Below are 24,373 nucleotides of genomic sequence, written 5' to 3'. Positions count from 1 at the left end.
TTATCGACATGGCAACGAGGCGACGAAAGCGATGACCTACCTGTTTCATCTGATCGAGCAATATGGGCTGGTCATCGTATTTTTCAATGTGCTGGCGGAGCAGCTGGGCGCGCCGGTGCCGGCCTATCCGACCCTGGTGATCACCGGCGCCCTGATGCACCGCGGCGATTATTCGGCGCCGGTGCTGTTGCTTACCGCGGTGGCGGCGGCACTGATCGCCGATTTCCTCTGGTACATGGCGGGCCGGCGTTACGGCAGGAAAGTGCTGTCCACGCTGTGCCGGATTTCACTATCGCCCGACTCATGCGTGCGGCAGACCGAGTCCATCTATTCGCGCTGGGGCGCGCGTTCGCTGCTGGTCGCCAAATTCATCCCGGGTTTTGCTTCCATCGCCAGCGCGCTGGCCGGCACCATCGGCACCAGCCGCACTACCTTCATCGTTTACGACAGCATGGGCGCGGCCTTGTGGGCCGGCCTGGCGATTTTCCTCGGTTCCCTGTTCAGCACCACCATCGACGACCTGCTGAGCGTGCTGACCGAGCTCGGCCAGTACGGCATGATGCTGGTGGCCGCCGGCTTTGCGATATTCGTCGCCAGCAAATGGTGGCAGCGCCGGCGTTTCCGCATGTCCTTGCGCATGGCGCGCATCTCGGTGGCGGAACTGGACCAGCTGTTCAAGCAGGGCATCACGCCGGCCATCGTCGATGTCCGTTCGCCGGCTTCGCAGCAGGCCGGGAGGATCCCCGGCGCGCGCACCATCTCGCACCAGGAAATCAACAGCTTCGTGTTCGATGCGCCGGTAGACCAGGAAGTGATCGTCTACTGCGCCTGTCCCAACGAAGCCTCGGCGGCGCTGGTCGCCAAGCAGCTGATGCTGAGGGGCTACAAAAAAGTGCGGCCGCTGTCGGGCGGCATAGACGCCTGGATCGCAGCCGGCTACGCGATCGATTCCTAATTCTTTTCTCTCTATCGGGAGTTCCATGTTCAGAATCAGTCTCGATGCGCTGTTGATTCTCGACGCCATCGACCGCCGCGGTTCGTTCTCCGCCGCCGGCAGCGAATTGCACCGCGTCCCTTCGACCATCTCCTACACCGTATCGAAACTTGAGCAAGACCTGGGCGTGCAGGTCTACGAACGCCAGGGACCGAAGGTAGCGCTGACGCGCGCCGGCGCCGAGCTGCTCAAGGAGGGGCGCTACCTGCTGAAGGCGGCGGAAGACCTGGAGCACCGCGTGCGCCGCGTGGCCTCCGGCTGGGAGACCGAGCTGACGATCTGCATAGACTCGCTGTTTTCGGTGACGGCGCTGGAGACCGATATCGCCGCCTTCTGCGCGGTAGCCGACAAGACCCGCTTGCGCATCGCCAGGGAATCGCTGGCCGGCACCTGGGAAGCGCTGCTGGAGCGCCGTGTCGATTTGCTGATCGCGGCGCCGGGGCAGGGGCCGGCGGGCGGCGGTTATATCGCTGAGAAGATGGGGACGATTTCTTTTGTGTTCGTAGTGGCGCCAAATCATCCGCTGGCCAAGGTGAAGCGTGTGCTGGGCAAGGCCGAGCTGTTGCCGCACCGCGCTATCAGCGTAGCGGATTCGGCGCGCAGGATGGCCTCGCGCACGGTCGGCCTGCTGTTCGGGCAAGACACGCTGACGGTGCCCGACATGCGCAGCAAATACGACTTGCAGCTGGCCGGCATCGGCTTCGGCTTTTTGCCGGAGCCATGTGCGCGCGCGGCGATTGCGTCGGGCGCCCTGATCGTGAAAGAAGTGGAAGAGCCGAAGCCGGACGAAACCTTTTCGCTGGCGTGGCGCACCGGCGACGACGGCGCCGCCTTGAGCTGGTGGATGGAGCGCATGCGCGGCAGCGACGCCATGGCGCGCCTGGTCCGCCATGTGCCTGGAGCGCGCTAAAAAAAACAGGCCGGGCAGCTTGGCGCTGTCCCGGCCTGGTTCACTTCTGCTGCGCCTGCAAAATCAATAAGGCAGGTCGAACAGCAGTACTTCCGCAGCCTCGGCCTTGGACAGCGTGACCGCAGCCTCGGCAGTCACCTTCACCGCATCGCCGCCGTTCAGCTCGAGACCGTTGACGCTGACGTGGCCGCGTATCACATGCACATACGCGTTGCGTCCTTCGGCCAGCGTGTGCTGCAGCGGCTCGCCGCCGTTCAGGATCGCTGCATAGATCGACGCATCCTGGTGTATCAGCACCGAATTGCCGCGGCCGTCGGCAGATGCGATCAGGCGCAGCTGTCCTTGTTTTTCGGCGACGGTGAAATGTTTTTCTTCATAGCTGGGCGGGATGCCGGCGACATTCGGCTTGATCCAGATCTGCAGGAAATGCACAGGGGCCGTCGCCGAGTGGTTGAACTCGCTGTGGCGCACGCCGCTGCCTGCGCTCATCCTTTGCACATCGCCGTAATGCAGGACCGAACCGGTGCCCATGCTGTCCTTGTGTTCCAGCGCGCCGTCCAGCACATAGGAAATGATTTCCATGTCGCTGTGGCCGTGCGTGCCGAAACCCTGGCCGGCTTTTACGCGGTCTTCGTTGATCACCAGCAGCGGCCCGAAGCCGGTATGCTCGGCGTCGAAATAATGGCCGAACGAAAATGTATGGTGTGAATTCAGCCAGCCGTGGTCGGCAACGCCGCGTTCCTCGCTTTTACGAATTTGAAGCATGGTTTTCTCCGTCAATGACTGCAGGCGGCCCCATTTTTCACCATGAAGAATGATTGCGGCGGATGCAGTGTTGAAGCAACTGGAAGAAGTATGCGCGTTGCCAAATCAAAAGAAAAACGGAAAAAATAGGGGTGTATGTTCGAATTTATCGATCATTACGGAAATGCCTTTGTTCATGCGGTTCACGGGATGGCGGGCTGATTATTGCAAACGTCTTGAAGACAGGGAAATCGGCATTGCAACATAAAATTCGAAAATGGATGGCCAAGTATAAATTATTGGCGACAAATACGTAGCCGGATGATGAAATTCGCAAAGGGGGAGAGGGGCCTTGCCGCATGTAAAAATCGGCAGGACAAAACAAAAAAGCCACCTGCATTTTCCGGTTGAGCGTTTCGTATTGTATGTTTTTCCGCTGAAGCGTTCATCGTGGAAATTTGATGACTCATCATTTCTCATCCAACCAAATTTCTCATCCAGCCAAACCGCATTGACGCCGGATCCAGCGCTCGCAAGATTACGCCTGCATCTGCCGGCTGCGAAAATTGACAGGGAAAATTGACAGGTATTTATTTCGCTAGTTGCTTGCTACTCTGAATGAGCACCATCACAGTGACGCGTATGTCGTGATCACTGAAGTGTTTTAGTTCGTCACTTTACTCAACTCATTCTAGGAGTTTAAAAATGTCAACTCAAACTGCCGCCGTTTCATGGGGAACCAGCTCGCCGTCGATCCGTGTTTATACGTCCAATGGCTCTACGATCTCTGAACGTTGCTACGACGGATCGAAGGGGTGGTACACAGGCGCCTTTAAGCAACCAGGTGAAAATGCCTCTGCAACCAGCTGGTTGAACGGAAGCACCATCCATATCCGCGTCTATGCAACCACTGGTAGCCAAACGACCGAGTGGTGCTGGGATGGCGAGGGTTGGTACAAGGGCGCCTACACCGGCTAGTTTTGTGCCAGTGAAGCGCGAAACAAATCAAATTCCGCGCGCTCATCGACAATAGGCGAGAGCCGGGTCTTGCAATGGCTCCAATGACGTTCGTTGCTGACCTGTTTTTTGCCTATAAATAAAATCAGCTCTTTAGCCCGTAAATTACTCTGGGCAAGGAGCTGATTCTTCATTCAAAACAGCCAAATCGAACACAGCAGTAATGATCTTGCCAATTCGAATTTTGCGGAACTGAGTGGGCGGCAAAGAAAAAGGCCCCCATTGCTGGGAGCCTTATCTGTACTGCTTATTCGTGGTAGGCCGTGCGGGATTCGAACCTGCGACCAACGGATTAAAAGTCCGCTGCTCTACCAGCTGAGCTAACGACCCGAAAGACCGCTATTATATGTAAAGTGCATATGAGCTGTCAAACCCATATGCACTTTTATTTGCACAATCCACAAAATTAAATTTTGCCGCTCACTTCAGCGTGGACAGCCGTTCCTTTGCAGTCTGGGCTGCCGGCGTGTTCGGATACTGCGACAGCAGCTGTTCCAGTGCGCGCTTGGACTGTGGCTTGTTCTTCAGCTCGGTATAGCTGCTGGAGATATTCAACAGTGCATCGGCGGCCTTGGGATTGTCGGCATATTTGGTGACAACCACTTGCTGTGCCGCAATCGCATTCTTGTAGTCGCGCAGGGCGTAATAGGCGTTGCCCAGCCAGTACTGCGCTGACGGCGCCAGGCCTGAATCGGGGCTGGACCGTATGAAATTCGAAAACGCCGTTGCCGCGGTTTTATAGTCGCCGGCCTTGAAGGTCGCCAGCGCTGCATCGTAGGCTTTCTGGTCGTTGGCGCCGATGCTGACTTCCTGGCCGTCGACGCTGACCTTTTGCGGCTCCAGCTTGCGCAAGCGGGTATCGAGGTCGACGTAGAAATCTTTCTGGCGCTGCTGGGTATTGGCCAGCTCGTTGGTCAGGACTTCGATCTGTCCGCGCAGCTTGGCGATTTCCTGGTTCAGGTGTTCATTCTGGTCGGACAGGCTCAAGGAGCTGGTCTTGTCTGCCTTGGTGTCGACCCTGGCATTCACCGCATCGATCTTGCTGCGTATATCCAAAATCGCCCGACGTGCTTCATCGTCGTCAAACAGCCCGGCGCGGGCGGTCGGAGCGGAAAAAACCGCGGCCAGCATGGCCGCAGTCATCGTGGCTTTGAAGAACGTCCGCATCATTATTGATAAACGATGTCGGAACGGCGGTTTTCAGCGTAGGACGCTTCGTCGCTGCCGAGAGCCTTAGGTTTTTCCTTGCCCAGCGAAACTGCTTCGACCTGGGTATCCGATACGCCCAGCAATACCAATGCCTTGCGCACTGCCTCGGCACGTTTTTGTCCCAGCGCCAGGTTGTATTCGCGGCCGCCGCGGTCATCGGTATTGCCTTGGATGATGATCTTGCGGTTCTTGTGGCTGTTCAGGTACTGGGCGTGCGCTTCGACCACGGACTTGAACTCGTCCTTGACGATGTAGCTGTCGAAGTCAAAGTAGATGCTGCGCTTGGAGAGGATGCCGCCTGGCTGGTTCAGCGGATCGCTGGAGCCGGCGTCAACCGTATTGACGGAACGGGTATCAGCGCCGGTAGCGCCGCTGTCGACGACCGGGACTGCCTTGTCGTCCAGCTTGACAGGGGACGAGCAAGCGGCCAGCAGGATGGCGCTGGCAATGACGAGGGCAAAGTTTCTGATATTTAGCATTTTTAATTCTCCAGAGTGGGAAACGAACGTCGATTCAAAGTAACTACGTGATTATTTCATGAAAGGACCCCAAGTAGGCTCCCGTATGTCGCCAGCTTGCATAGTTAAGCGCTGTTTTACGCGGCCGTCAACCGAGACCACTGCCAGCGAGCCGCGGCGGCCCGATTCGGTGGCGTACATGATGTATTTGCCGTTCGGCGAAAAACTCGGCGATTCATCCTTGACCGTATCCGACAAGCGCTGTTCCTGGCCGTTGGTCAGGTCCAGCGCATACAGCTGGAAGCGGCCGCCGCGCTGCGAAATATAAGCCAGCGTCTTGCCGTCGGGCGAAATGCGCGGGCTGATGTTGTAGGTGCCGCCGAAGGTCACGCGCTGGGCGTCGCCGCCGTTGGCGCTCATCTTGTAGATTTGCGGGCCACCGCTGCGGTCGCTGGTGAAATAGATGTTCTGGCCGTCGGCCGAGAATTGCGGTTCGGTGTCGATACCGTTGGTCTGGGTCAGGCGCCGCAAGCCGCCGCCGTCGGAGTTCACCACGTAGACCTGGGTCAGGCCGTCGCGCGCCAGTGCGATCGCCAGCTTGCTGCCGTCAGGCGACCACGACGGCGCCGAATTGCTGCCCTTGTAGTTGGCCACCACGATGCGCTGCTTGGTGATCAGGTTCTGCACATAGACCACCGGTTTCTTGGCTTCGAACGAAACATACGCAACCTTGGTGCCGTCCGGCGACCAGGCCGGCGAAATGATCGGTTCGTTGGAGCGCAGCGCGACCTGCGTGCCTTCGCCGTCGGAGTCGGCGACTTCCAGCCGGTATTCCTTGCCGGCCTTGATGATGTAGGCGATGCGGGTAGCGAAGGCGCCGCGCGCACCGATCAGTTTTTCATAGATGTCGTCGGCGATCTTGTGGGCGGTAACCCGCGTGTACTGTGGCGCGGCGGCCATCGCCAGGGCCGACAGCTGGGCCGATTTGACGGTGTCCATCAGACGATAGCGGACATCGAAACGGCCATCGGCCAGGCGCTGCACGCTGCCGACCACCAAGGCGTCGGCGCCGCGCGCTTTCCAGTCGCCCAGGTTGACCTGGGTCGCTTCGGAGATGACGTCGCCGGTATCGATGATCTTGAAAAATCCGCTGCGCGCCAGGTCGGCCTTGATGATGGCGGTCACCTGTTGCGGCGCCAGGTCTTCGTTGCTGAAACCGGCAATCGCGATCGGAATCTGGGTAGCGCCGACGCCGGAGGTTTCGATACGCAATTGAGCATTCACCGGAGCGCTGAATACCAGCGCGCTAAGCGCTAGCCCGATGACCGCGAATATCTGGTGCAGTTTGTTTTTCATGGCTTACTGATCTTTCGGTTTATGGGTTCCGATGAAGCTGGACGGTACAGAACCCGTTTTGTCTTTTGGATAAGGCGCCGATTTCTCAATCGCTCGTTTGACCGCCTCGTCGAAACCGGACACCCCCGACGGTTTCCTGAGGCGTACGCTTGCTACCGAACCGTCCGGTAGCAGTTGGACATCAAATTCCGCTGCCGGGTTTCCAGCCAGCCCTTCGGGCACATTAAAGATAATGTTCGACTTGATCTTGCTGGCGACCTTTTGCGCATAGCCGGGATCGCCGCGCGGCCCTTGCGACTGAGCCGCGGTGCCGGTGCTGTTGGCAGCGCCGTTGCCCACGGCCTGGCCCAGCATGCGCTTCATTTCATCGCTGCGACGCTTGGTTTCGGCGGCGGCCTCGGTTGCTGCCTGCTTCTTCTTGGCATCGGCTTCAGCCTTTTTGGCAGTATCCAGCTTCTGCTTTTCCTGTGCCGCGGCCTTGTCCTTGGCGGCTTTTTGCTCGGCTTCAGCCTTCAGCTTGTCCTTGAGCTCATCCTCGGCTTGCTGTTTTTGCAATTTCTTCTGCTTTTCCAGTTCTTCCTGGCGCTGGAGGTCCTTGCGTTCCTGTTCTTTGCGTTTCTTTTCCTGTTCCAGCGCGATTTCCGGGTCCGGCAATGGCGGCGCCACCACCTTCGGCGGCGTGGTTTCCTGGATCACCGGTTCCGGCTTCGGCTGTGGCGTCGGCTGCGGCACGGGTTCCGGCGGCGTCGGCGCGGCGTCCTTGATCTGCGGATCCCAGATTTCAGCCTCGACCGCTATCGGCTGCGTGCTTTGCCAGTGGATGCCGAACCAGAGGAAGGCAAACAGGGCGGCGTGCACCGCCGCTGCTAGCAAGATGGCGCGTATGCTGCCGGGTTCTTTTGGTACGGAATACGGGGAGTTGCCTGTCATAACCAGATCGTCACTTTGTCGCCAGTCCGACGCGGTTAATGCCAAGCATCTTGGCTTCCGAAATGACCTTGATCACTTCGTCGTATTTAATATCCTTGTCGGCCGAAATCATCACCGGCATGTCGGGTTTGTCGGCATGCAGGAGCTGCAGCTTTTGCTTCAAGCCGTTCCTGGACACGCTCTCGGCCTTGCTGGTGCCGCTTTTCTGGCCGTTGATGCGGATGCTGGTCAGGTCGCCGGGCTTGAGGGTGATCTCGATGTATTCGGTCGGCGGCGTCGCCGATTTCGCCGCATTCGGCAAATTGATCACGCTCGGGTTGGTCAGCGGCGCCGATACCATGAAAATCACCAGCAAAACCATCATCACGTCGATGTACGGAACGACGTTGATGTCCGCCTTGAATTTGCGGGTGCGGCCGCCGCGCATGGATGAGGAGCCGGACATTAGCGCGCCTGACGTTGCAAGATGTTGGAGAATTCTTCGATGAAGCTCTCGAAGCGGATGGCCAGGCGATCGACATCATGCGAGAAACGGTTATAGGCAACCACCGCCGGAATCGCAGCGAACAGGCCGATCGCAGTGGCGATCAAGGCTTCGGCGATGCCGGGCGCGACCGCCGCCAGCGTTGCCTGCTGGACGTTTGCCAGGCCGCGGAACGCATTCATGATGCCCCACACGGTGCCGAACAGGCCGACATACGGCGATACCGAACCGACCGAGGCGAGGAACGCCAGGTGCGATTCCAGCGCATCCATTTCCCGCTGGTAAGCCGCGCGCATGGCGCGCCGGGCGCCGTCCAGCATGGCGGCGGAATCGCCTGCGGCCTTGTGGCCGAGCGAAGCCTTGACCTTGTTGAACTCATCCATGCCGGCTTCGAAAATGCGTTCCAGCGCGCCGGTTTGTCCTGCGCCCTTGCGGCGGTTCGAGGTGGCGTCTTGGTACAGGGTGGCGAGGTTGCCGCCGGACCAGAATGCGCGTTCGAATTCCTCGGTCTGCGAACGGGCGCTGCGGATCGCGAACATCTTGCGGAAAATATAAGTCCAGCTCATCACGGAGACTGCCAGCAGCAGTGCCATGACCAGCTGTACTAATACTGAAGCATTGGTGATGAGGGTAATAAACGAAAGATCTTGGGTGACATTCATGGATAGCGGTCTTGAGGAATGGTCTTAGGTTTAAGTAAAAGACTTAAACGGTGAATTGTAATCGTAAAGTGCTTACCGCAAAATTAGCAATTGATGAAGAAATTGTTACCGGACGTTATCGCTGGCCCCGGGTTTATTGCAATGTTGCTCAGACCATGCCCGGCGCCGGAAGGTTCAAGGGTTGCCGCAGCGAACTATTTGGCTGAGTGCATTCAAGCAAGCTTTATGCCGCTGCCGGCACGGAATCAGCGGCGCCGGGCTTGATCTTGTGCAGCACCTGCTTTGGAATGGCTTGCGGCCGGAAGCTGCCGGCGTTTACGCAGGCCACGCTGATGCGGCCGGTGGCCAGCAAGGTTGGTCCATCCTCGCCGAGGCGCCAGGCTTGCTGGATGAAGTCGACGACTACGCGGCCGATGCGCTCGACCACCACGGTCAGCTGCAGCTCGTCGTCCAGCTTGGCCGGCGCATGATAGTCGACGCTGGTGCTTTTGACCACAAACATGACGCCGTCGGCCTGCTCCAGCGCGCGCTGGCCGACGCCGGCGGCGCGCAGCCATTCGGTGCGGGCGCGCTCGAAAAATTTCAGGTAGTTGGCATAAAACACTACGCCGCCGGTATCGGTGTCTTCGTAATAGACACGGATGCGCCAGCTGAAGTCTGGGTGCGGGGCGGGGGTCGGGTTGCTCATCGTCTGGCTTGCTTCTGTCGTAGAGGGGAATCAGGAGGGACGGGCTGCAGGCGGGAAGCGCGCTGCAGCCGTTTCGGCTTGGCCTGCGGCTCAGTTGCGCTTGATGCTCATGCCGGCGAAACCCTGGCAGGTCGGCATCATTTCGATGCGGTTGATGTTGATGTGGGGCGGCAGCGTCGCGACCCAGTAGGCGGTGTCGGCGATATCGCCTGGCGTCAGCGGCTGGGTGCCTTCATACACCTTGGCGGCCGCTTCGTCGTTGCCGCGGTAGCGCACGTTGGAGAATTCGGTGCCGCCGCACAAGCCCGGCGCGATATCGGTTGCGCGCACGCCGGTGCCGACCAGGTCGGCGCGCAGGTTCAGCGTGAACTGCTTGACGAAAGCCTTGGTAGCGCCATACACGTTGCCGCCCGGATAGGGATATTCGCCGGCGATGGAGCCGAGGTTGATGACGGTGCCGCGCCCGCGTTCCACCATGCCGGGCAATACCAGGCGGGTCATGGTCACCAGGCCCTTGCAATTGGTTTCGATCATGGTTTCCCATTCTTCCAGCGAGGCTTGCTGCGCCGATTCCACGCCCAGCGCCAGGCCGGCGTTGTTGACCAGCACGTCGATTTCCTGCCAATCCGGCGGCAGCGCCGCCAGCGCGCTGCTGATCGAAGCCTTGTCGGTGACGTCCATGACGATCGGCAGGACGGCTGCGCCCAGTTCAGCGGCCAGCTGGTCGAGCCGGTCCTTGCGGCGGCCGGTAGCGATGACCCGATGGCCGTTCTTGGTGAATTTACGTGCCATTTCGGCGCCGAAGCCAGCGGTTGCGCCGGTAATCAAGACAATCATGGTCAATGCTCCTGTCGTTGCGGTGTTGGTCCAGCCGGAAATTGTAGCCCAATTTGGCGGGCCGCCATTGCCTATCGCAGAACGGCGGCCCGGTATTGGCCTTGGTGCAGGCCGCACCAGAACGTGGCACAGGAACCGGCCCCGGTTTTGACCCGGCAAGATTGCCGCTGGTATCGATGCCCGGCGTTGCCGGGAAACGTGGTGTGGCACAAATATTGCTGAACAGCATTTTTCACTGCTGTCTACGATAAGGGTTATAAAACAATGAGACCTGGTTCCTCGAATCTGACCTGCGCGATTGCTGCGGCCGCAGCAACTTCCACCTTGCTGCTGGCGACAGCGACGGCCGCCGCGCAACAGCTGCCTGCCGGCGCCGATCCGGCCGCCGCGCCCGAAGTGAAAAAATCGGCGAAGCAGAGCGAGCAGATTGAAGCGGTGGTGGTGACGGCGCAAAAGCGCAAGGAAGACGCCAGCAAGGTGCCGCTCAGCATTTCGGTGATCAGCGGCGAGGAACTGCAAGCCGCCCACATCAACAACTTTGCCGACGTCACGCGGGCCATGCCGAATATCTCGTTCTCCGGCGCCAGCGGCGCGGGCGCCGGCCTCAGCAATATCGAAATCCGCGGCATCAGTTCGGCCGCCGGTTCAGCTACCGTCGGCGTCTATCTCGACGACGTTTCGATGACCACCCGCAACCTGTACAGCATGGGCAGTTCCGAACCGAAGTTCTTCGACATCGACCGCATCGAAGTGCTGCGCGGCCCGCAGGGAACGCTGTATGGCGCCAGTTCGATGGGCGGCACCATCAAGTTCATCAGCAACCAGCCCAACCTGAAGGAGCGCGAAGCCAGCGTCTATTCCGAAGTGTCGGGGACCAAGGGCGGCGGCACCAACTACACCGTCAATGGCGTCGTCAACCAGCCCCTGATCCCGGGCGAGCTGGCGCTGCGCATCGGCATCCAGACCGGCCATGAAAGCGGCTATATCGACCAGGTATCGCCAACCACAGGCAATGTGATCGCTTCCGGCATCAACTCCCAGGATTCAAGCGTGGTGAAACTGGCCATGAAATGGCAGCCGACCCGCAACCTGAGCATCACGCCCTCGGTGTTCTACCAGGAAGTCAATTCCAAGGATATCGATGCCTCCTACCTGGCCCTGCCCAAGAACCAGACCAGCAAGCTGGTGCGCGAACCGGGCAACGACCGCCTGCTGGTGCCCAGCCTGACCGTCAACTACGACATGGGCAAGGCTGACCTGGTGTCGGTTTCCAGCTTTTACCAGCGCACCTTCAACCGCACCCAGGACGGCACCACCGTCAACAACCTCGGTTCCGCGGTGCCGGACACGCCGCCCGGCCTGGCGGCCGCGATCGGCGCCTTGCCGTCGGCGGTGTACCTGCAGAACCAGGTGCGGCAGTTCTCGCAGGAATTCCGGGTCGCCTCCAAGCCGTATGACCAGAACGTGTCGCCTTTCACCTGGCTGGGCGGCGTCTATTACGCCAACCTGCACACCAATGTCACCGACAACGAGCCGATCTTCGGCCTGAACGCCACTTACGCCGCGTTCGGCGCCAATCCGGCCGATCCGGGCCAGCTCGGGATCGCTTTCCCGAACGATAATTCCTACTTCAGCGAGCGCCACTACCGCACCGAGCAGAAAGCGGTGTTCGGCGAGCTCAATTACTATTTCGTGCCGACCCTGCACGGCACCGTCGGCCTGCGTTACCTGCAAGCCACCGACAGCCTGAGCCGCAACGGCGACGATTACTGGAACGGCGGCCCGACCAGTTCATCGGTCAGCAGCAGTTCTTCCAAGCTCACGCCAAAGTTTTCGCTGATCTGGGAAGTCGATCCCAACAACACCGTGTACACCTCGGCCACCGAAGGATTCCGGCTGGGCGGCAATACCCGTCCGATCCCGGCCTCGCTGTGCGCCTCCGACTTCGCCAATCTCGGCATCACCGAGGCGCCGACTTCGTTCAAGTCCGACAAGCTGTGGAGCTATGAACTGGGCAACAAGTCGCGCCTGCTGGGCAACCGCCTGTCGGTCAACGCTTCCGTGTTCTATATCCAGTGGGACGGCCTGCAGCAGGATATCCAGCTGCCGGGCTGCGGCTTCGATTATGAAACCAATGTCGGCAAGGCCAAGAGCTACGGCGCCGAGTTCGAGATCAAGGGCAAGCCGACTTCCAACATCTTGCTCGGCCTGTCCGGCGGCTACACCAAGGCCACCCTGTCGTCCGACGTGCCGTCGCTGAAAGCGCACGCCGGCGATCCGATCCAGGGCGTGCCTAAATACAACGTGAGCCTGACCGGCCAGTACTCCTTCAACCTGCCGGGCGACTATTACGGCTTCGCCCGCGCCGCCGCGCACTGGACCGGCAGCAGCCACGGCACCCTGGTGGCTACCGACCCGGATTACCAGCGTCCGGCCTACAGCACCGTCGATGCTAGCGTCGGCGCCACCTATGACCGCTGGGAGCTGACCTTGTTTGTCAAGAATTTAACCAACAGCGACAAGGTGATCCAGCGTCCGAACGTGCAATCGGTATCGGAAGGCTACCGGGTCGCGCCGCGCACCATAGGCGTCAGCCTGGCGGGCAAGATATAAGCGTTCGTAATTGTTGTCATTTTAGTAAATTCCACGTAAGAGCCGTCCTCCGGGGCGGCTTTTTTTATTCCGCTTCAAGGCCTGCGCCCAATCTTGCCCAAACCAGGTGCTTCGCTTACAATAGCCGCACCATTTCGTCTCACGTGACTGGCGAAAAAACCGGACCGCGCGGATTCATAAGATCGCGGCGGCTTCGGCAAAAGGTGGGCATCCACCGGGAAGCGTGAGATTTCATCCGCCGTGCGCCTGGGCAGCCCTAATGGAAAGTACGACTGAGGCTGCCGCATTTCCCCTTATCCTGGCCCTCATTCGATTTAGGCACACCCTTATCGATTGGAGTATCACATGTTCGAAAAAAACCATACCATCGCCAATGTCGATCCGGAATTGTGGAGCGCCATCCAGAAAGAAAACCACCGCCAGCAAGAACACATCGAGCTGATCGCGTCGGAAAACTACACTTCGCCTGCCGTCATGGAAGCGCAGGGCACCCAGCTGACCAACAAGTACGCTGAAGGTTATCCAGGCAAGCGCTACTACGGCGGCTGCGAATTCGTCGACATCGCCGAGCAGCTGGCGATCGACCGCGTCAAGGAACTGTTCGGCGCCGAAGCCGCCAACGTCCAGCCTAACTCCGGCTCGCAAGCCAACCAGGGCGTATTCTTCGCCATGCTGAAACCAGGCGACACCATCATGGGCATGTCGCTGGCGGAAGGCGGCCACCTGACCCATGGCATGGCATTGAACATGTCCGGCAAGTGGTTCAACGTGGTGTCCTACGGCTTGAACGAAAAAGAAGAAATCGACTACGAAGCATTCGAGCGCCTGGCGCACGAAAAGAAGCCGAAGCTAATCATTGCCGGCGCTTCGGCCTATGCGCTGCGCATCGATTTCGAGCGCATGTCCAAGGTTGCCAAGGCAGTCGGCGCTTATTTCATGGTCGACATGGCGCATTACGCCGGCCTGATCGCTGCGGGCGAATACCCGAACCCGGTGCCGCATGCCGACTTTGTGACTTCGACCACCCACAAATCCCTGCGCGGCCCGCGCGGCGGCATCATCCTGATGAAGGCCGAATTCGAGAAAGCCATCAACTCGGCGATTTTCCCAGGCATCCAGGGCGGTCCGCTGATGCACGTCATCGCCGGCAAGGCAGTGGCGTTCAAGGAAGCGCTGACGCCGGAATTCAAGGCTTACCAGCAGCAGGTCGTGAAGAATGCCGACGCTTTGGCGAAAGCACTGATCGCGCGCGGCCTGCGCATCGTTTCCGGCCGTACCGAATCGCACGTGATGCTGGTCGACCTGCGCGCCAAGAAGATCACCGGCAAGGAAGCCGAAGCGATCCTGGGCGCGGCGCACATGACTTGCAACAAGAACGCCATTCCTAACGATCCGGAAAAGCCGTTCGTCACTTCCGGCATCCGTGTCGGCAGCCCGGCGTTCACTACCCGCGGTTTCAAGGAAGCGGAAGCGACCAAGGTCGGCAACCTGATCGCCGACGTGCTCGACAATCCGCATGACGCAGCGACCATCGAACGGGTCAAGGCCGAAGTCAAGAAACTGACCGACGCTTTCCCGGTATATGCAGCTTGATGCTTGAACACCGGTTGCCGATGCGCTGCAGAGCCTGTCGGTAATCGGCTAGTGTCCTGAGTCAGAGGTTCGTTGAATAAGAAAAGTGATGCAATCGGCGCCAGGCTAGGCGCAAAACGGAGCAAGGGTGTGGCTCCTTGCGAGTATTTGCAACGACGCATGGCGCCGATTGCATCGCTTTTCTTCAATGAATTTCTGACTCAGGGCACTGGAGCCATGGGCCCGGCGCAGCTTGAACCCTGCACGGGCCCATGCTCCATGTAACGCCGGTTTGTTTCAAATCGGCACATGGCCGCAAAAAGGAATAATGTAGAGATGGAACTGCCGACACAGCCTGTTGCAATCACTTTCGGATTACCGCCATCATGAAATGTCCATTCTGCCAGCATGAAGAAACCCAGGTGCTCGACACGCGGGTGTCGGAAGAGGGCGACTCGATTCGCCGCCGGCGCCGTTGCATGCAATGCGACAAACGTTTCACCACCTTCGAGCGGATAGAACTGGCGATGCCGGTGATCGTCAAGAAGAACGGCAGCCGCACCGATTTCGATCCGCTCAAGCTGCGCGCCAGCCTGATGCTGGCCCTGCGCAAGCGGCCGGTGTCGGTCGAGGCGCTGGACGAGGCCCTGCAGCGGATCAAGGAAAAACTGCTGTCGAGCGGCGAGCGCGAAGTGCTGTCCGGCCATGTCGGCGAGCTGGTGATGCGCGAACTCAAGCGCCTGGACAAGATTGCGTATATCCGTTTCGCCTCGGTCTACAAGAGTTTTGAGGATGTGGCGGAATTCCAGAACATGATCGAAGAATTCTCCGGGCCGCCAAGCCGCAGGAAATGAATCATGCAGGAAGTCATTTCTTAAATACGCTAGCGCCGGCCTGTCCGGCGCTATTTTTTTGTCAGAATGATTGATGAAAATGAAATGAATACTGCCTAGCCAGGAGCGCCTTATGCATTTGCTGCGAACGTCCATGCGCGTGATTGCGCCCGATGCGGGCCTGACCCTGATCGAAGCCATGATCGCGCTGGCAATCGCCGGCATCTTGCTGAGCCTGGCGGCGCCAGCCATGCGAGGGTTCCTGGTCCAGAACCGGCTGGCCGCAGACACCAGCCAGCTGGTTGCCGCGCTGACGCTGGCGCGCAGCGAAGCCATCCAGCGCGGCCGCGGGGTGCAGGTGTGCCGCAGCATAGACGCCGACACAGCCGCCGCCGCATGCAGTGCGGCCGCTACGGCCAAGCGCGCCGCCGACGACTGGGGCGCCGGCTGGCTGGTGCTGGTGGCCGACAGCGGCCAGATCCTGTCGCGGCAGGGGGCGCTGGATGACAGCAGCCAGGTCGCCGCCACCAGGAAAACGATCACCTATCACAGCGGCGGCAACGCCAGCAGCAGTTTCGCCAAGCTGGCCGTCAGCCACAACGGCGAGTTCGCGCGCACGGTATGCATCTCCAGCACCGGCCGCATCAGCGTAAAACCTGACACCGCCGAATGCTGAACCCTGCATCCATCGGCAACAGGCAAGCTGGACTTTCGATGGTGGAATTGCTGGTGGCGCTGGCGATTGCTTCCGGTTTGCTGCTGCTGTGCACGACGCTTTATCTCGGCAGCAAAGCCAGCTTCCGCTTGAACGAGGATAAACGGCGGTTGTACCAGGACGGCAATGACGCCATGATCCTGATGGAAAGGGATCTGCGGCAGGCAGGGTTTGGCAACCTGGCCAGCGCCGCGCCCGGGACCACGCCCATCACCGATTTCATCCTGGCCGACGGCGCGCCGGCCCAGGGGCTGCGCGGCTGCGAGCATGGTTTCGTCAAGCCGCTGGGGCCCGGAGGCAAGGATTTCTCCTGCAGCACGGCGCCCGGGATGGCCGCTTTCGAAGTCCGCTACCGGACGGATGACTACCCCGATCCGGCCAGCGGCGCCGGCGTCGATTGCCATGGCGCGGGAGTGGCGTCGAATGCTGTGCCGCCAGGCCATCCGGCGTACATGCTGGCGCCGTCCGTCACCATCGCCAGCAATCATTATTTTGCTGCGGTGCACGCCGGCAGCGGCGCCAGCTCGCTTTATTGCCAGGGCAACGGCAGCAACAACGCGCAGCCGATCGTCAATAATGTCGAGGACATGAGGCTGACATACGGCGTGGCGGCAGTTGGCGACACGACGCCGCGCCAGTTCTTGAACGCAACCCAAGTGACGGCCTTGTCTGACGACCAGCTGCAGAACTGGGAGCGGGTCGTCAGCGTTAGCCTGTGCCTGCAGTTGCATGGAGAAATCCAGCTGGCCACCGGCCCGCAGCGCTACGTCGACTGCAGCGGTACGGCCAGGCTGGCAGGCGACCGCCGCTTGCGGGCGGTATTCAAACGGGTGGTTACCTTGCGCAACCGCGCCGCGGCGAGCCTGGCGCCGCCTTGAAGCCGGCAATACCCGGCATCGCATTTTAATTAACGATGGCGGCGGCATATTTTTGTACAATCAACGCATCTCTCCTTTCTCACGGCTTTCACATGATTTCCAGGTTTTTTCCATGAGCACGGCTGAACAGTTGATGTCGCAAGCCTTGCGGCTCGCCGAAAACGGCCTGCTGTCGAGCGCGCCGAATCCCGCCGTCGGCTGCGTGATCGTCAAGGACGGCCAGGTCATCGGCAGCGGGTTCACCCAGCCGCCGGGCGGCAACCACGCCGAGATCCAGGCGCTGCAGGATGCCGCCGCCAAGGGCCACGATGTGCGCGGCGCCACCGTCTACGTCACGCTCGAGCCTTGCAGTCATTTCGGCCGCACGCCGCCTTGCGCCGATGCCTTGGTGCAGGCCGGCGTAGCCAAGGTAGTTGCGGCCATAGGCGATCCCAATCCGCTGGTGGCGGGGCAGGGCATGGCGCGCCTGCAGGCGGCAGGGATCGCGGTCGAATCGGGCGTCCTGGCGGCGCAGGCGCGCGAGTTAAATATCGGGTTCTTCACGCGCATGCAGACCGGCAAGCCCTGGGTCAGGCTGAAAGTGGCCGCCAGCCTGGACGGCAAGACCGCGCTGCATAACGGCCTGAGCCAGTGGATCACCTCGCAGGCGGCGCGCGACGACGGCCATATGTGGCGCGCCCGCGCCGGCGCCATCCTGACCGGCATCGGCACCGTGAAAGAAGACAATCCGCAGCTGACGGTGCGCACCGTGCCGCCGGTGTCGCGGCAGCCGCTGCGGGTGATCGTCGACAGCAAGCTGAGCATCAGCCCGGACGCAAAAATCCTGGCGGGCGGCGGCAACCTGGTGTTCAGCGCTGCCGCCAATCCGGAAAAACAGGCTTTGCTGGAACAGCAGGGCGCTGAAGTGGTGGTGCTGCCGAACGCCGCTGGCAAGGTCGATTTGCCGCAAGTCATGCGCGAACTCGGCAAGCGCCAGATCAATGAACTGCATGTCGAAGCCGGCTCCAAGCTGAATGCCTCGCTGATCCGCGAACATTGCGTCGACGAATTGCTGGTCTACCTGGCGCCCTCGATCCTGGGCGACGGCCGCGGCATGTTCAGCCTGCCGGCGCTGGAAAACCTCGACGACAAGCTAAGCCTGAAATTTCATGAAATCAAGCAGATAGGCGAGGATTTGCGTATCCTTGCACGATTCCGTTAATTTTTCATATTGCCATCATGTTCACTGGTATCGTCGCCGCCGTCGGCAAAATCACTTCCGTCAAACCGCTGGGTTCCAGCACCGATGATGGGGTCCGGCTCCAGATCGACGCCGGCGCCCTGTCGCTGGCCGATGTCGCGCTGGGCGATTCGATTTCTCTCAACGGCGCCTGCATGACCGTGGTCGAGAAGAGCACCGGCAGCTTTGAAGTCGACGTTTCGCGCGAAAGCCTTAATCGCACCGTCGGCCTCGACGCCACCGGCGAAGTGAACCTGGAAAAGGCCCTGACCCTGGCCGACCGCCTGGGCGGCCACCTGGTGTCGGGCCATGTCGACGGCCTCGGGCTGGTGCAGAAATTCGAGCCGGTGGGCGAGTCCTGGGAGCTGGTGATCAAGGCTGCGCGCGATCTTGCCAAATATTTTGCCTACAAGGGCTCGGTGGTGGTCAACGGCGTCTCGCTGACGGTCAACCGGGTCGACGATGTGGCCGATGGCTGCCTGTTTTCGATCAACCTGATTCCGCACACGATTGAGGTGACGTCGCTGAAACATCTGCAGGTCGGCAAGCAGGTCAACCTGGAAGTGGACCTGATCGCACGCTATGTGGAACGCATGCTGAGCGTCGACCAGGGTGCGGCTTCTTAAAGCATCCCGGAATGCGCCCATGAAAAAAGCTATCGCACCGCAGCTGTTGCTGCTGCTGATTGCGCTGGTTGCATGGTTTTCCATCGCCGCGCAATTTTCCATTTCGATCCCGATCCTGGTGGCCAAGGGCATGACCTACGGCGAGGCCGTCTGGCGCATGTTCGGCTACCTGACCATCCTTACCAATGTCCTGCTGGCGGTGTGCTGCACGCTGCTGCTGCTTCAGCCTGATTCCGCGTCCGGCCGGTTTTTCTCACGGCCCGGGGTGCTCACCGCGATGGCCCTGTACATCATCTTTGTCGGCCTTGGCTACAACCTCCTGCTGCGCAACCATGCGCCGTTTACCGGCCTGCACAGGCTGTCGGACGAGGGTTTGCATACCGTGGTGCCGTTGCTGTTCGTGTCGTACTGGCTGCTGTTCGCGGTCAAGAGCGGCCTGCAGGCAAAAGACAGCCTGCTGTGGCTGATCTACCCGCTGGCTTATTTCGTGATGGCAATGGTGCGCGGCAGCTTGTCGGGTTTTTATCCCTATCCGTTCCTGAATGTCGTCCAGCTCGGTTATCCGCGGGTGATGGCCAATGCCGCCATGCTATTGGTGGGATTTTTCCTGATTGCAATGGCCCTGGTTGCGATTGCCCGTTACAAGCGCCAGGACTTGGCGATCGATTAAGCCCGGGTGTACGAAAAAAGCCACAGTTCATATACAGCGATACATGTTGTTACAGGCCTTACGACTTGTACGTAGCGCCACCTTCAAAAATTAGGTTAAATATAGTCATGTTTAACTCAAAGCCATCGAGAATTGCCATGAAAAACCCCATGCGCGTTGCTCTGTTCGGAATGCTTGCTGTCGGCATGTTCGCGGCGGCCCCGGCGTTTGCCGGAGCACATTGGTCGGTGAATATCGGTGTGCCTGGCCCCGCCTACTATGCCCCGCCGCCGGTCTACTATGCCCCGCCGCCAGTCTATTACGCACCGCCGCCGCCCGTGTATGTGCGGCCGCCTCCGGTCGTGGTGTATGGCGCCCCTGGCTACTATCCGCCGGCTTATTACGGCCGTCCGGGATACTGGCGCGGTGGCCGCGGCTGGCATGACCATTACTGGCATGACCGCGGCTGGCGCCGTTGATTAGAATCAGGTCACGCTGCCGGTCGGCAGCGTGACTAAAAACAGACACGCTACAATTTACTGTATGCATATACAGTAGTTATGGTACAGTGCAATTCCCTTCAACGAGATTGGAATTGCTGCCATGACGAACTTGGACATTACCTCCGGCTCCCGCTTTGGTATGGAGTCTACCCCTTCCTCAATCCTGATGCGCTTCGGCAAGCGTGAGCTGTTCATCTGCCGCGATTTCTACAAGCGCCTCTATCGAAGCAACCCCGTGGTCGAATGCAACGCCGGCATCCAGGCTGGCCATCTCGAAATATTGCTGTTTCGCAAATGGCTGGTAGTCATGTCGAAAGCGCACTGAAGCGATTGCCGCATTTTCCCGATTGTTTCCCGATTGCATATTTTGCGTAATTGAAACAAATGTTCTAGCCCGCCACATGGCGTGATTCTCCCGCAGCTGTTAAATTTGTTGCCGTTGGCTTGTCCAGGCACATAAATATAACCAGAGCGGGAGATGCACAGTGAGCGATGAGTTCGACTTCGTGGTGATAGGCGGCGGTTCGGCCGGCAGTGTCATGGCAGGCCGCCTGACGGAAGATCCTGAAATATCGGTATGCCTGCTGGAAGCCGGCGGCAGCGGCGACAGCTGGGTGGTGAAGATGCCGGTCGGCGCGGTTGCCATGGTGCCGACCCGGATCAACAACTGGGCGTTCGAGACCGTGCCGCAAGCCGGCCTCGACGGCCGCCGCGGTTACCAGCCGCGCGGCAAGGCGCTGGGCGGATCGTCGGCCATCAACGCCATGGTCTATGTCCGCGGCCATCGTTCCGATTACGATCATTGGGCCCAGCTCGGCAATAGCGGCTGGTCGTTCGACGATGTGCTGCCCTATTTCAAGAAATCAGAGCATAACGAACAGTTTGCCAACGCCTGGCACGGCCAGGACGGGCCTTTATGGGTCAGCGGCCTGCGCAGCGACAACCTGATCCAGCAGCACTACCTGGAAGCCGCGCGCCAGGCCGGTTATCCGCTGAGCGCGGATTTCAACGCCGAGCAGCAAGAAGGTCTCGGCATTTACCAGGTCACGCAGAAAAACGGCGAACGCTGGAGCGCCGCGCGCGCTTACCTGATGCCGCACCTGGGACAGCGCAGCAACCTTAGGGTGGAGACCGGCGCCTATGCCGAACGCCTCGTCATCGAGCAGGGACGGGCGGTCGGCGTTGAAGTCCGGCAGGGCGGCACGTTGCGTGTGCTGCGCGCTAGGCGCGAAGTGATCCTGGCTGCCGGCGCTTTCCAGTCGCCCCAGCTGCTGATGCTGTCAGGCATCGGCGACGGCACCGAACTGCGCAAGCTGGGCATCCATGTGCAGCACCACTTGCCGGGCGTCGGCAAGAACCTGCAGGATCATCCCGACTTTGTGTTTTGCCATCAGTCCGACAGCCTGGACACCTTCGGCATTTCCGCCGGCGGCGCGCTGCGCATGTTCAAGGAGCTGCAGCGCTACCGCAAGGAAAGGCGCGGCATGTTGAGCAGCAATGTCGCCGAATGCGGCGGTTTTTTAAAGACCCGGCCGGATTTGCCGGCGCCGGACCTGCAATTGCATTTTGTCGTCGGCTGCCTGGAAAACCATGCCCGCAAGCTGCGCTGGGGACACGGCTTCTCCTGCCATGTCTGCCTGTTGCGGCCGAAAAGCGTAGGACACGTCAGCCTGCGCAACACCAATCCGCAGGACGCGCCGCTGATCGATCCCAAGTTCCTGGACCATCGGCAAGACCTGGAAGACATGGTGGCCGGCTTCAAGGCCACCCGCAAACTGCTTGAAGCGCCGGCGCTGGCCGCCTACAGCACGCGCGACATACGCACCGCAGGCGTGCAGTCGGACGAACAGATACGCGCCATCCTCAGGCAGCACGTCGATACGGTCTACCACCCTGTGGGCACCTGCAAGATGGGCGTCGACCAGGCCGCCGTGGTGGATCCGACCTTGCGGGTGCGCGGCATCCAGGGCCTGCGGGTGGTCGATGCCTCCATCATGCCGACCCTGATCGGCGGCAATACCAATGCCCCCACCATCATGATCGCCGAGAAAGCGGTGGATTTCATACGGCAAGGGCGATGACGGCAAAGGCGCCGGCAGCGACGAATATCGCTGCCGCTACGCGAAAACAGCCTGACAAGGCAAGCGGCATATGCGCCTGTTGGCGCAAAACAACGCTATGTTGCGGCGCATGATGACGGTTAAAGTTTTTTGGCTCAGTATCGCTTCACGCAAAAAAGAGTCCATCTCTCTAGAGGTGAGGAGACAGGGAAAGCCCGCATCGTTAAAGATAGCGGGCTTTTTATATGGTGGAGCCGGTTCGGCGGCGAGAGTGATATTCACGAACCTTATATAAGGAATCAGAAATAACAATTGGCAATAAGTCCCCCGTTTTTATATGCTGCGATGCATCAACACAGTCTATCTAACCGGAGCCCTGCCATGACTTTCGTTCAAACCCTGCCTTTAATCGCCGTTGTCGCCGCCTTTGCCCTGCGTTTCTACCTGTCGAAAAAAATCGGCAACAACCAGAAGTAATTCCCGGCCGGCAGCCCGGCTGCCCAGCCGGACGCGTTTATCCCGGCACAACCGCGGTCCGCATCACCGGATACAGGTTAAAGCGCTCATCCCAGGAAGAATGACGGCGCGCGAAGAACTCCAGCCGCGCTGCCGGATCTTTGGCAAACGCCGGATCGTCGGCCAGTTTCTGCTTGAACTCGGCCGCCAGCGCCGGATCCGCCGCCAGCTGTTCGCGCGCGACATCTTCCGCCACATACGCTTCCATATACTCCTTCTTCTCGAAGGCATTGTTGAAACGGCCCCAAGCCGCCAGCGAGTCGGGCGCCTGCGGTTCCAGCAAAGCCATCACCAGCCGCGCCTTGGCCTGGGCTATCGGCACGAACAGGGCGCCGGCGCCGAGGTCGCGCGTTTCGCTGTGCCAGGCGCCTTGCAACTTGAGCAACTGGTGGCTTTCCATCGGTTGCGCATCGAAGGCGGTCTTGGTGGCGCGGAAAGTTTCCAGCGTTACCCGGTTCAGCGCCGCCGGCAGCACGCGGAAAGCAATGCCGTGCTGCTGCAGCTTTTGCCCGACCCAGGCAGCGTGCGCCGCCGGCACCAGGTAACCGGCCTGCGGCGCGTTGACGCTCAGGTCCGGCTGCAGGTCGTCGCGCACCGTCACATTCCAGATCTGCGGCTTGCTTTCGTCGTAGCGTGTCATCAGCGCGCCCGAAATATCCGACTGGGTGCGCGTATATTCATAACCGCGGAACGCCACCGGACGGGTCTTTTCGCTCGCCTCGTAAGTCAGCGCAACCGGCTGGCCGCCCAGCTTGGCGGCGCGCAGGTCGGCCTGCTGCGCATTCTTCAGCCAGGCGTCGCCGTGCGCGGCGACCTGCGCCATGATCGAGACAATGGTGTTGTGCGTGATGCGCACCCGGGTCGGATAATCTTTCCAGGAATGGGTTTCCACCAGCATCCCGAAGCGGTTGCGCAGATGGAAATAGCCGGTTGAAAAGCGCGGCGGCGAGACGCCGTCGACAAAGCCTGAACTAGGATCGTCGTCGACCTTGAACGACATGTAGAACGGCAGCGGCAGCGAACCCTGCCTGCTCAAATCGCTGATGACAGCGTCACGCAGAGCCTCGCCATCCTTGCGCTGGGCGAGGTCGCTGGCGTGCACCGGCTCGACCTGGATCGAAACGTCGTGCTCGAACTTGGCGCCGTCGGTGACGTGCAGGTCGATATACGCCAGCGGATCCCAGCGGTTGACCAGCTGCAGCATGGCTTGCATTTCCGGTGCGTCGGCTTTCGCGTAGTCGCGGTTCAGGTTGAAGTTCTGGCCGGTGGTGCGCCAGCCCATTTCTTCCGGGCCGCGCTGGTTCGGACGGTTCCAGCGGCCAAAGCGCTCATGGCCGTCGATATTGAACACCGGCACGAAGACCAGCACCTGTTTGTCCAGCACGCTATTGGCGGAGGTATCCTGCAGCGCTTCACGCAAGGCCAGGAAACCGGCGTCCTTGCCATCGATCTCGCCGGCGTGGATGCCGCCCTGTATCAGCAGCACCGGCAGGTTGCGCTTGTGCGCGGCTTCCGCGGTCAAGGCGCCGCTGCGCGAGGCGATCAGCGCCAGCATCGGCCGCCCTTCCGGCGTACGGCCGAACTCGGTGCAGCGCACCTGCTTCGGATAGGCTTTCTGGAAAGCGGCGCAGAGCGCGATGACTTCTTCGTAGCGGCCGGTTTTCTGGAAACCGGAACGCTCGGCGACCGTGCTCAGGGCAGGGTCGGCGGCGTGGGCGAAGGGAGTGGCGGAGAGGGTAAGCAGGGCGGACAGCACGGCAGAACGCAGCATGAATCAAGCTCCAACGGTTAGGTGACGGACAACAAAATGATGGAGGGATTCTAGCGCGCCTGCCGGAATATTGCTTAATGGCATTGAGTTGTTTGCCTGTTACCGCCCCCGGCCGCATGCCGCCAATAC

The 24,373-nt window shown here is 60.2% G+C and carries 27 protein-coding genes, 1 tRNA gene and 1 riboswitch; of the genes, 15 read left to right on the top strand and 13 right to left on the bottom strand.

Features of this window, described 5'->3' with window-relative positions:
- The first annotated feature begins 31 nt into the window (after positions 1 to 31).
- Together BM062_RS19135 and BM062_RS19130 are read left to right on the top strand one after the other, a co-directional pair.
- On the top strand, positions 32 to 955 hold the full coding sequence (locus tag BM062_RS19135; RefSeq protein WP_092399764.1) for a DedA family protein/thiosulfate sulfurtransferase GlpE: 924 nt from the start codon (positions 32 to 34) through the stop codon (positions 953 to 955).
- Positions 956 to 980: 25 nt separating this feature from the next.
- On the top strand, positions 981 to 1,904 hold the full coding sequence (locus tag BM062_RS19130; protein ID WP_092399762.1) for a LysR substrate-binding domain-containing protein: 924 nt from the start codon (positions 981 to 983) through the stop codon (positions 1,902 to 1,904).
- A gap of 63 nt (positions 1,905 to 1,967) precedes the next feature.
- On the opposite strand, the gene BM062_RS19125 is transcribed toward BM062_RS19130, so the two are convergent.
- Positions 1,968 to 2,669 carry a pirin family protein gene (locus tag BM062_RS19125; protein ID WP_092399760.1) on the bottom strand — a complete coding sequence of 234 codons (702 nt, stop codon included), beginning with the start codon at positions 2,667 to 2,669 and terminating at the stop codon, positions 1,968 to 1,970.
- A 331-nt stretch (positions 2,670 to 3,000) separates the two neighbouring features.
- On the opposite strand from BM062_RS19125, the gene BM062_RS25260 reads away from it, so the two are divergent.
- Together BM062_RS25260 and BM062_RS19120 are read left to right on the top strand one after the other, a co-directional pair.
- Entirely contained in the window at positions 3,001 to 3,231 is a 231-nt protein-coding gene (locus tag BM062_RS25260; protein ID WP_139220124.1) for a hypothetical protein, read from the top strand.
- A gap of 122 nt (positions 3,232 to 3,353) precedes the next feature.
- Positions 3,354 to 3,626, top strand: coding sequence for a fucose-binding lectin (locus BM062_RS19120; RefSeq protein ID WP_092399758.1), 273 nt, complete (start codon positions 3,354 to 3,356; stop codon positions 3,624 to 3,626).
- Here the strand turns inward: BM062_RS19120 and BM062_RS25670 are convergent.
- The 11 genes from BM062_RS25670 to BM062_RS25255 all read right to left on the bottom strand — a co-directional run bounded on the left by BM062_RS25670 (position 3,623) and on the right by BM062_RS25255 (position 10,518).
- A complete protein-coding gene (locus BM062_RS25670) occupies positions 3,623 to 3,799 on the bottom strand; it encodes a hypothetical protein (RefSeq protein WP_175501088.1) in 177 nt (58 codons plus the stop codon). The two genes, BM062_RS19120 and BM062_RS25670, sit on opposite strands and share 4 nt — an antisense overlap.
- Before the next feature lie 120 nt (positions 3,800 to 3,919).
- Positions 3,920 to 3,995 (bottom strand) — tRNA-Lys (locus BM062_RS19115).
- Positions 3,996 to 4,085: 90 nt separating this feature from the next.
- Positions 4,086 to 4,832: a tol-pal system protein YbgF gene (ybgF, locus tag BM062_RS19110; RefSeq protein ID WP_371326611.1), complete on the bottom strand. Its 747-nt coding sequence runs from the start codon at positions 4,830 to 4,832 to the stop codon at positions 4,086 to 4,088.
- 2 nt (positions 4,833 to 4,834) lie between these two features.
- On the bottom strand, positions 4,835 to 5,353 hold the full coding sequence (pal, locus tag BM062_RS19105) for a peptidoglycan-associated lipoprotein Pal (RefSeq protein WP_092399754.1): 519 nt from the start codon (positions 5,351 to 5,353) through the stop codon (positions 4,835 to 4,837).
- A gap of 51 nt (positions 5,354 to 5,404) precedes the next feature.
- Entirely contained in the window at positions 5,405 to 6,688 is a 1,284-nt protein-coding gene (tolB, locus tag BM062_RS19100; RefSeq protein ID WP_092399752.1) for a Tol-Pal system beta propeller repeat protein TolB, read from the bottom strand.
- Positions 6,689 to 6,691: 3 nt separating this feature from the next.
- Positions 6,692 to 7,618, bottom strand: a complete 927-nt coding sequence (gene tolA, locus BM062_RS19095) for a cell envelope integrity protein TolA (protein ID WP_092399750.1) — start codon at positions 7,616 to 7,618, stop codon at positions 6,692 to 6,694.
- Positions 7,619 to 7,628: 10 nt separating this feature from the next.
- Positions 7,629 to 8,063, bottom strand: coding sequence for a biopolymer transporter ExbD (locus tag BM062_RS19090; protein WP_092399748.1), 435 nt, complete (start codon positions 8,061 to 8,063; stop codon positions 7,629 to 7,631).
- Positions 8,063 to 8,764 carry a protein TolQ gene (gene tolQ / locus BM062_RS19085; RefSeq protein WP_092399746.1) on the bottom strand — a complete coding sequence of 234 codons (702 nt, stop codon included), beginning with the start codon at positions 8,762 to 8,764 and terminating at the stop codon, positions 8,063 to 8,065. The genes BM062_RS19090 and tolQ overlap by 1 nt, the downstream gene beginning before the upstream one ends.
- A 223-nt stretch (positions 8,765 to 8,987) precedes the next feature.
- Positions 8,988 to 9,452: a tol-pal system-associated acyl-CoA thioesterase gene (ybgC, locus tag BM062_RS19080; protein WP_092399744.1), complete on the bottom strand. Its 465-nt coding sequence runs from the start codon at positions 9,450 to 9,452 to the stop codon at positions 8,988 to 8,990.
- 90 nt (positions 9,453 to 9,542) lie between these two features.
- Positions 9,543 to 10,289, bottom strand: coding sequence for an SDR family oxidoreductase (locus BM062_RS19075; protein ID WP_092399742.1), 747 nt, complete (start codon positions 10,287 to 10,289; stop codon positions 9,543 to 9,545).
- Entirely contained in the window at positions 10,234 to 10,518 is a 285-nt protein-coding gene (locus tag BM062_RS25255; RefSeq protein ID WP_139220123.1) for a hypothetical protein, read from the bottom strand. Before BM062_RS25255 ends, BM062_RS19075 begins: the two co-directional genes overlap by 56 nt.
- Positions 10,519 to 10,553: 35 nt before the next feature.
- Between BM062_RS25255 and BM062_RS19070 the strand changes: the two genes are divergently transcribed.
- The 11 genes from BM062_RS19070 (at position 10,554) to BM062_RS19020 (ending at position 21,978) form a co-directional block, all read left to right on the top strand.
- On the top strand, positions 10,554 to 12,902 hold the full coding sequence (locus BM062_RS19070) for a TonB-dependent receptor (protein WP_092399740.1): 2,349 nt from the start codon (positions 10,554 to 10,556) through the stop codon (positions 12,900 to 12,902).
- Positions 12,903 to 13,035: 133 nt separating this feature from the next.
- A riboswitch (ZMP/ZTP riboswitch) is annotated at positions 13,036 to 13,161 on the top strand.
- An 86-nt stretch (positions 13,162 to 13,247) separates the two neighbouring features.
- On the top strand, positions 13,248 to 14,495 hold the full coding sequence (glyA, locus tag BM062_RS19065; RefSeq protein WP_092399738.1) for a serine hydroxymethyltransferase: 1,248 nt from the start codon (positions 13,248 to 13,250) through the stop codon (positions 14,493 to 14,495).
- A 365-nt stretch (positions 14,496 to 14,860) separates the two neighbouring features.
- Entirely contained in the window at positions 14,861 to 15,328 is a 468-nt protein-coding gene (gene nrdR / locus BM062_RS19060; protein ID WP_014007375.1) for a transcriptional regulator NrdR, read from the top strand.
- Positions 15,329 to 15,440: 112 nt separating this feature from the next.
- A complete protein-coding gene (locus BM062_RS19055; RefSeq protein WP_092399736.1) occupies positions 15,441 to 15,983 on the top strand; it encodes a GspH/FimT family pseudopilin in 543 nt (180 codons plus the stop codon).
- On the top strand, positions 15,977 to 16,900 hold the full coding sequence (locus tag BM062_RS19050) for a PilW family protein (RefSeq protein WP_092399734.1): 924 nt from the start codon (positions 15,977 to 15,979) through the stop codon (positions 16,898 to 16,900). The genes BM062_RS19055 and BM062_RS19050 overlap by 7 nt, the downstream gene beginning before the upstream one ends.
- A 112-nt stretch (positions 16,901 to 17,012) precedes the next feature.
- Positions 17,013 to 18,101, top strand: coding sequence for a bifunctional diaminohydroxyphosphoribosylaminopyrimidine deaminase/5-amino-6-(5-phosphoribosylamino)uracil reductase RibD (gene ribD, locus BM062_RS19045; RefSeq protein ID WP_092399732.1), 1,089 nt, complete (start codon positions 17,013 to 17,015; stop codon positions 18,099 to 18,101).
- A 17-nt stretch (positions 18,102 to 18,118) separates the two neighbouring features.
- Positions 18,119 to 18,745 carry a riboflavin synthase gene (locus BM062_RS19040; protein WP_092399730.1) on the top strand — a complete coding sequence of 209 codons (627 nt, stop codon included), beginning with the start codon at positions 18,119 to 18,121 and terminating at the stop codon, positions 18,743 to 18,745.
- Between the two features lie 19 nt (positions 18,746 to 18,764).
- The gene (locus tag BM062_RS19035; RefSeq protein WP_092399728.1) at positions 18,765 to 19,415 is read left to right on the top strand and encodes a Pr6Pr family membrane protein; all 651 of its coding nucleotides are present in this window, start codon (positions 18,765 to 18,767) and stop codon (positions 19,413 to 19,415) included.
- 137 nt (positions 19,416 to 19,552) lie between these two features.
- Positions 19,553 to 19,873, top strand: coding sequence for a hypothetical protein (locus tag BM062_RS19030; RefSeq protein WP_092399726.1), 321 nt, complete (start codon positions 19,553 to 19,555; stop codon positions 19,871 to 19,873).
- Between the two features lie 124 nt (positions 19,874 to 19,997).
- On the top strand, positions 19,998 to 20,222 hold the full coding sequence (locus tag BM062_RS19025; RefSeq protein WP_038492120.1) for a hypothetical protein: 225 nt from the start codon (positions 19,998 to 20,000) through the stop codon (positions 20,220 to 20,222).
- Between the two features lie 160 nt (positions 20,223 to 20,382).
- Positions 20,383 to 21,978: a GMC family oxidoreductase gene (locus BM062_RS19020; RefSeq protein WP_092399724.1), complete on the top strand. Its 1,596-nt coding sequence runs from the start codon at positions 20,383 to 20,385 to the stop codon at positions 21,976 to 21,978.
- A gap of 493 nt (positions 21,979 to 22,471) precedes the next feature.
- On the opposite strand, the gene BM062_RS19010 is transcribed toward BM062_RS19020, so the two are convergent.
- Entirely contained in the window at positions 22,472 to 24,244 is a 1,773-nt protein-coding gene (locus BM062_RS19010) for a M14 family metallopeptidase (protein ID WP_092399720.1), read from the bottom strand.
- Positions 24,245 to 24,373 lie beyond the last annotated feature (129 nt).

Origin of the sequence: Collimonas sp. OK412 (assembly GCF_900112135.1) — a bacterium.
In the GTDB taxonomy this organism is placed as follows: Bacteria; Pseudomonadota; Gammaproteobacteria; order Burkholderiales; family Burkholderiaceae_D; genus Collimonas; species Collimonas rhizosphaerae.
The sequence above is the reverse complement of the archived record's forward strand: the minus strand, read 5'-3'. Positions and strand labels throughout refer to the sequence as shown.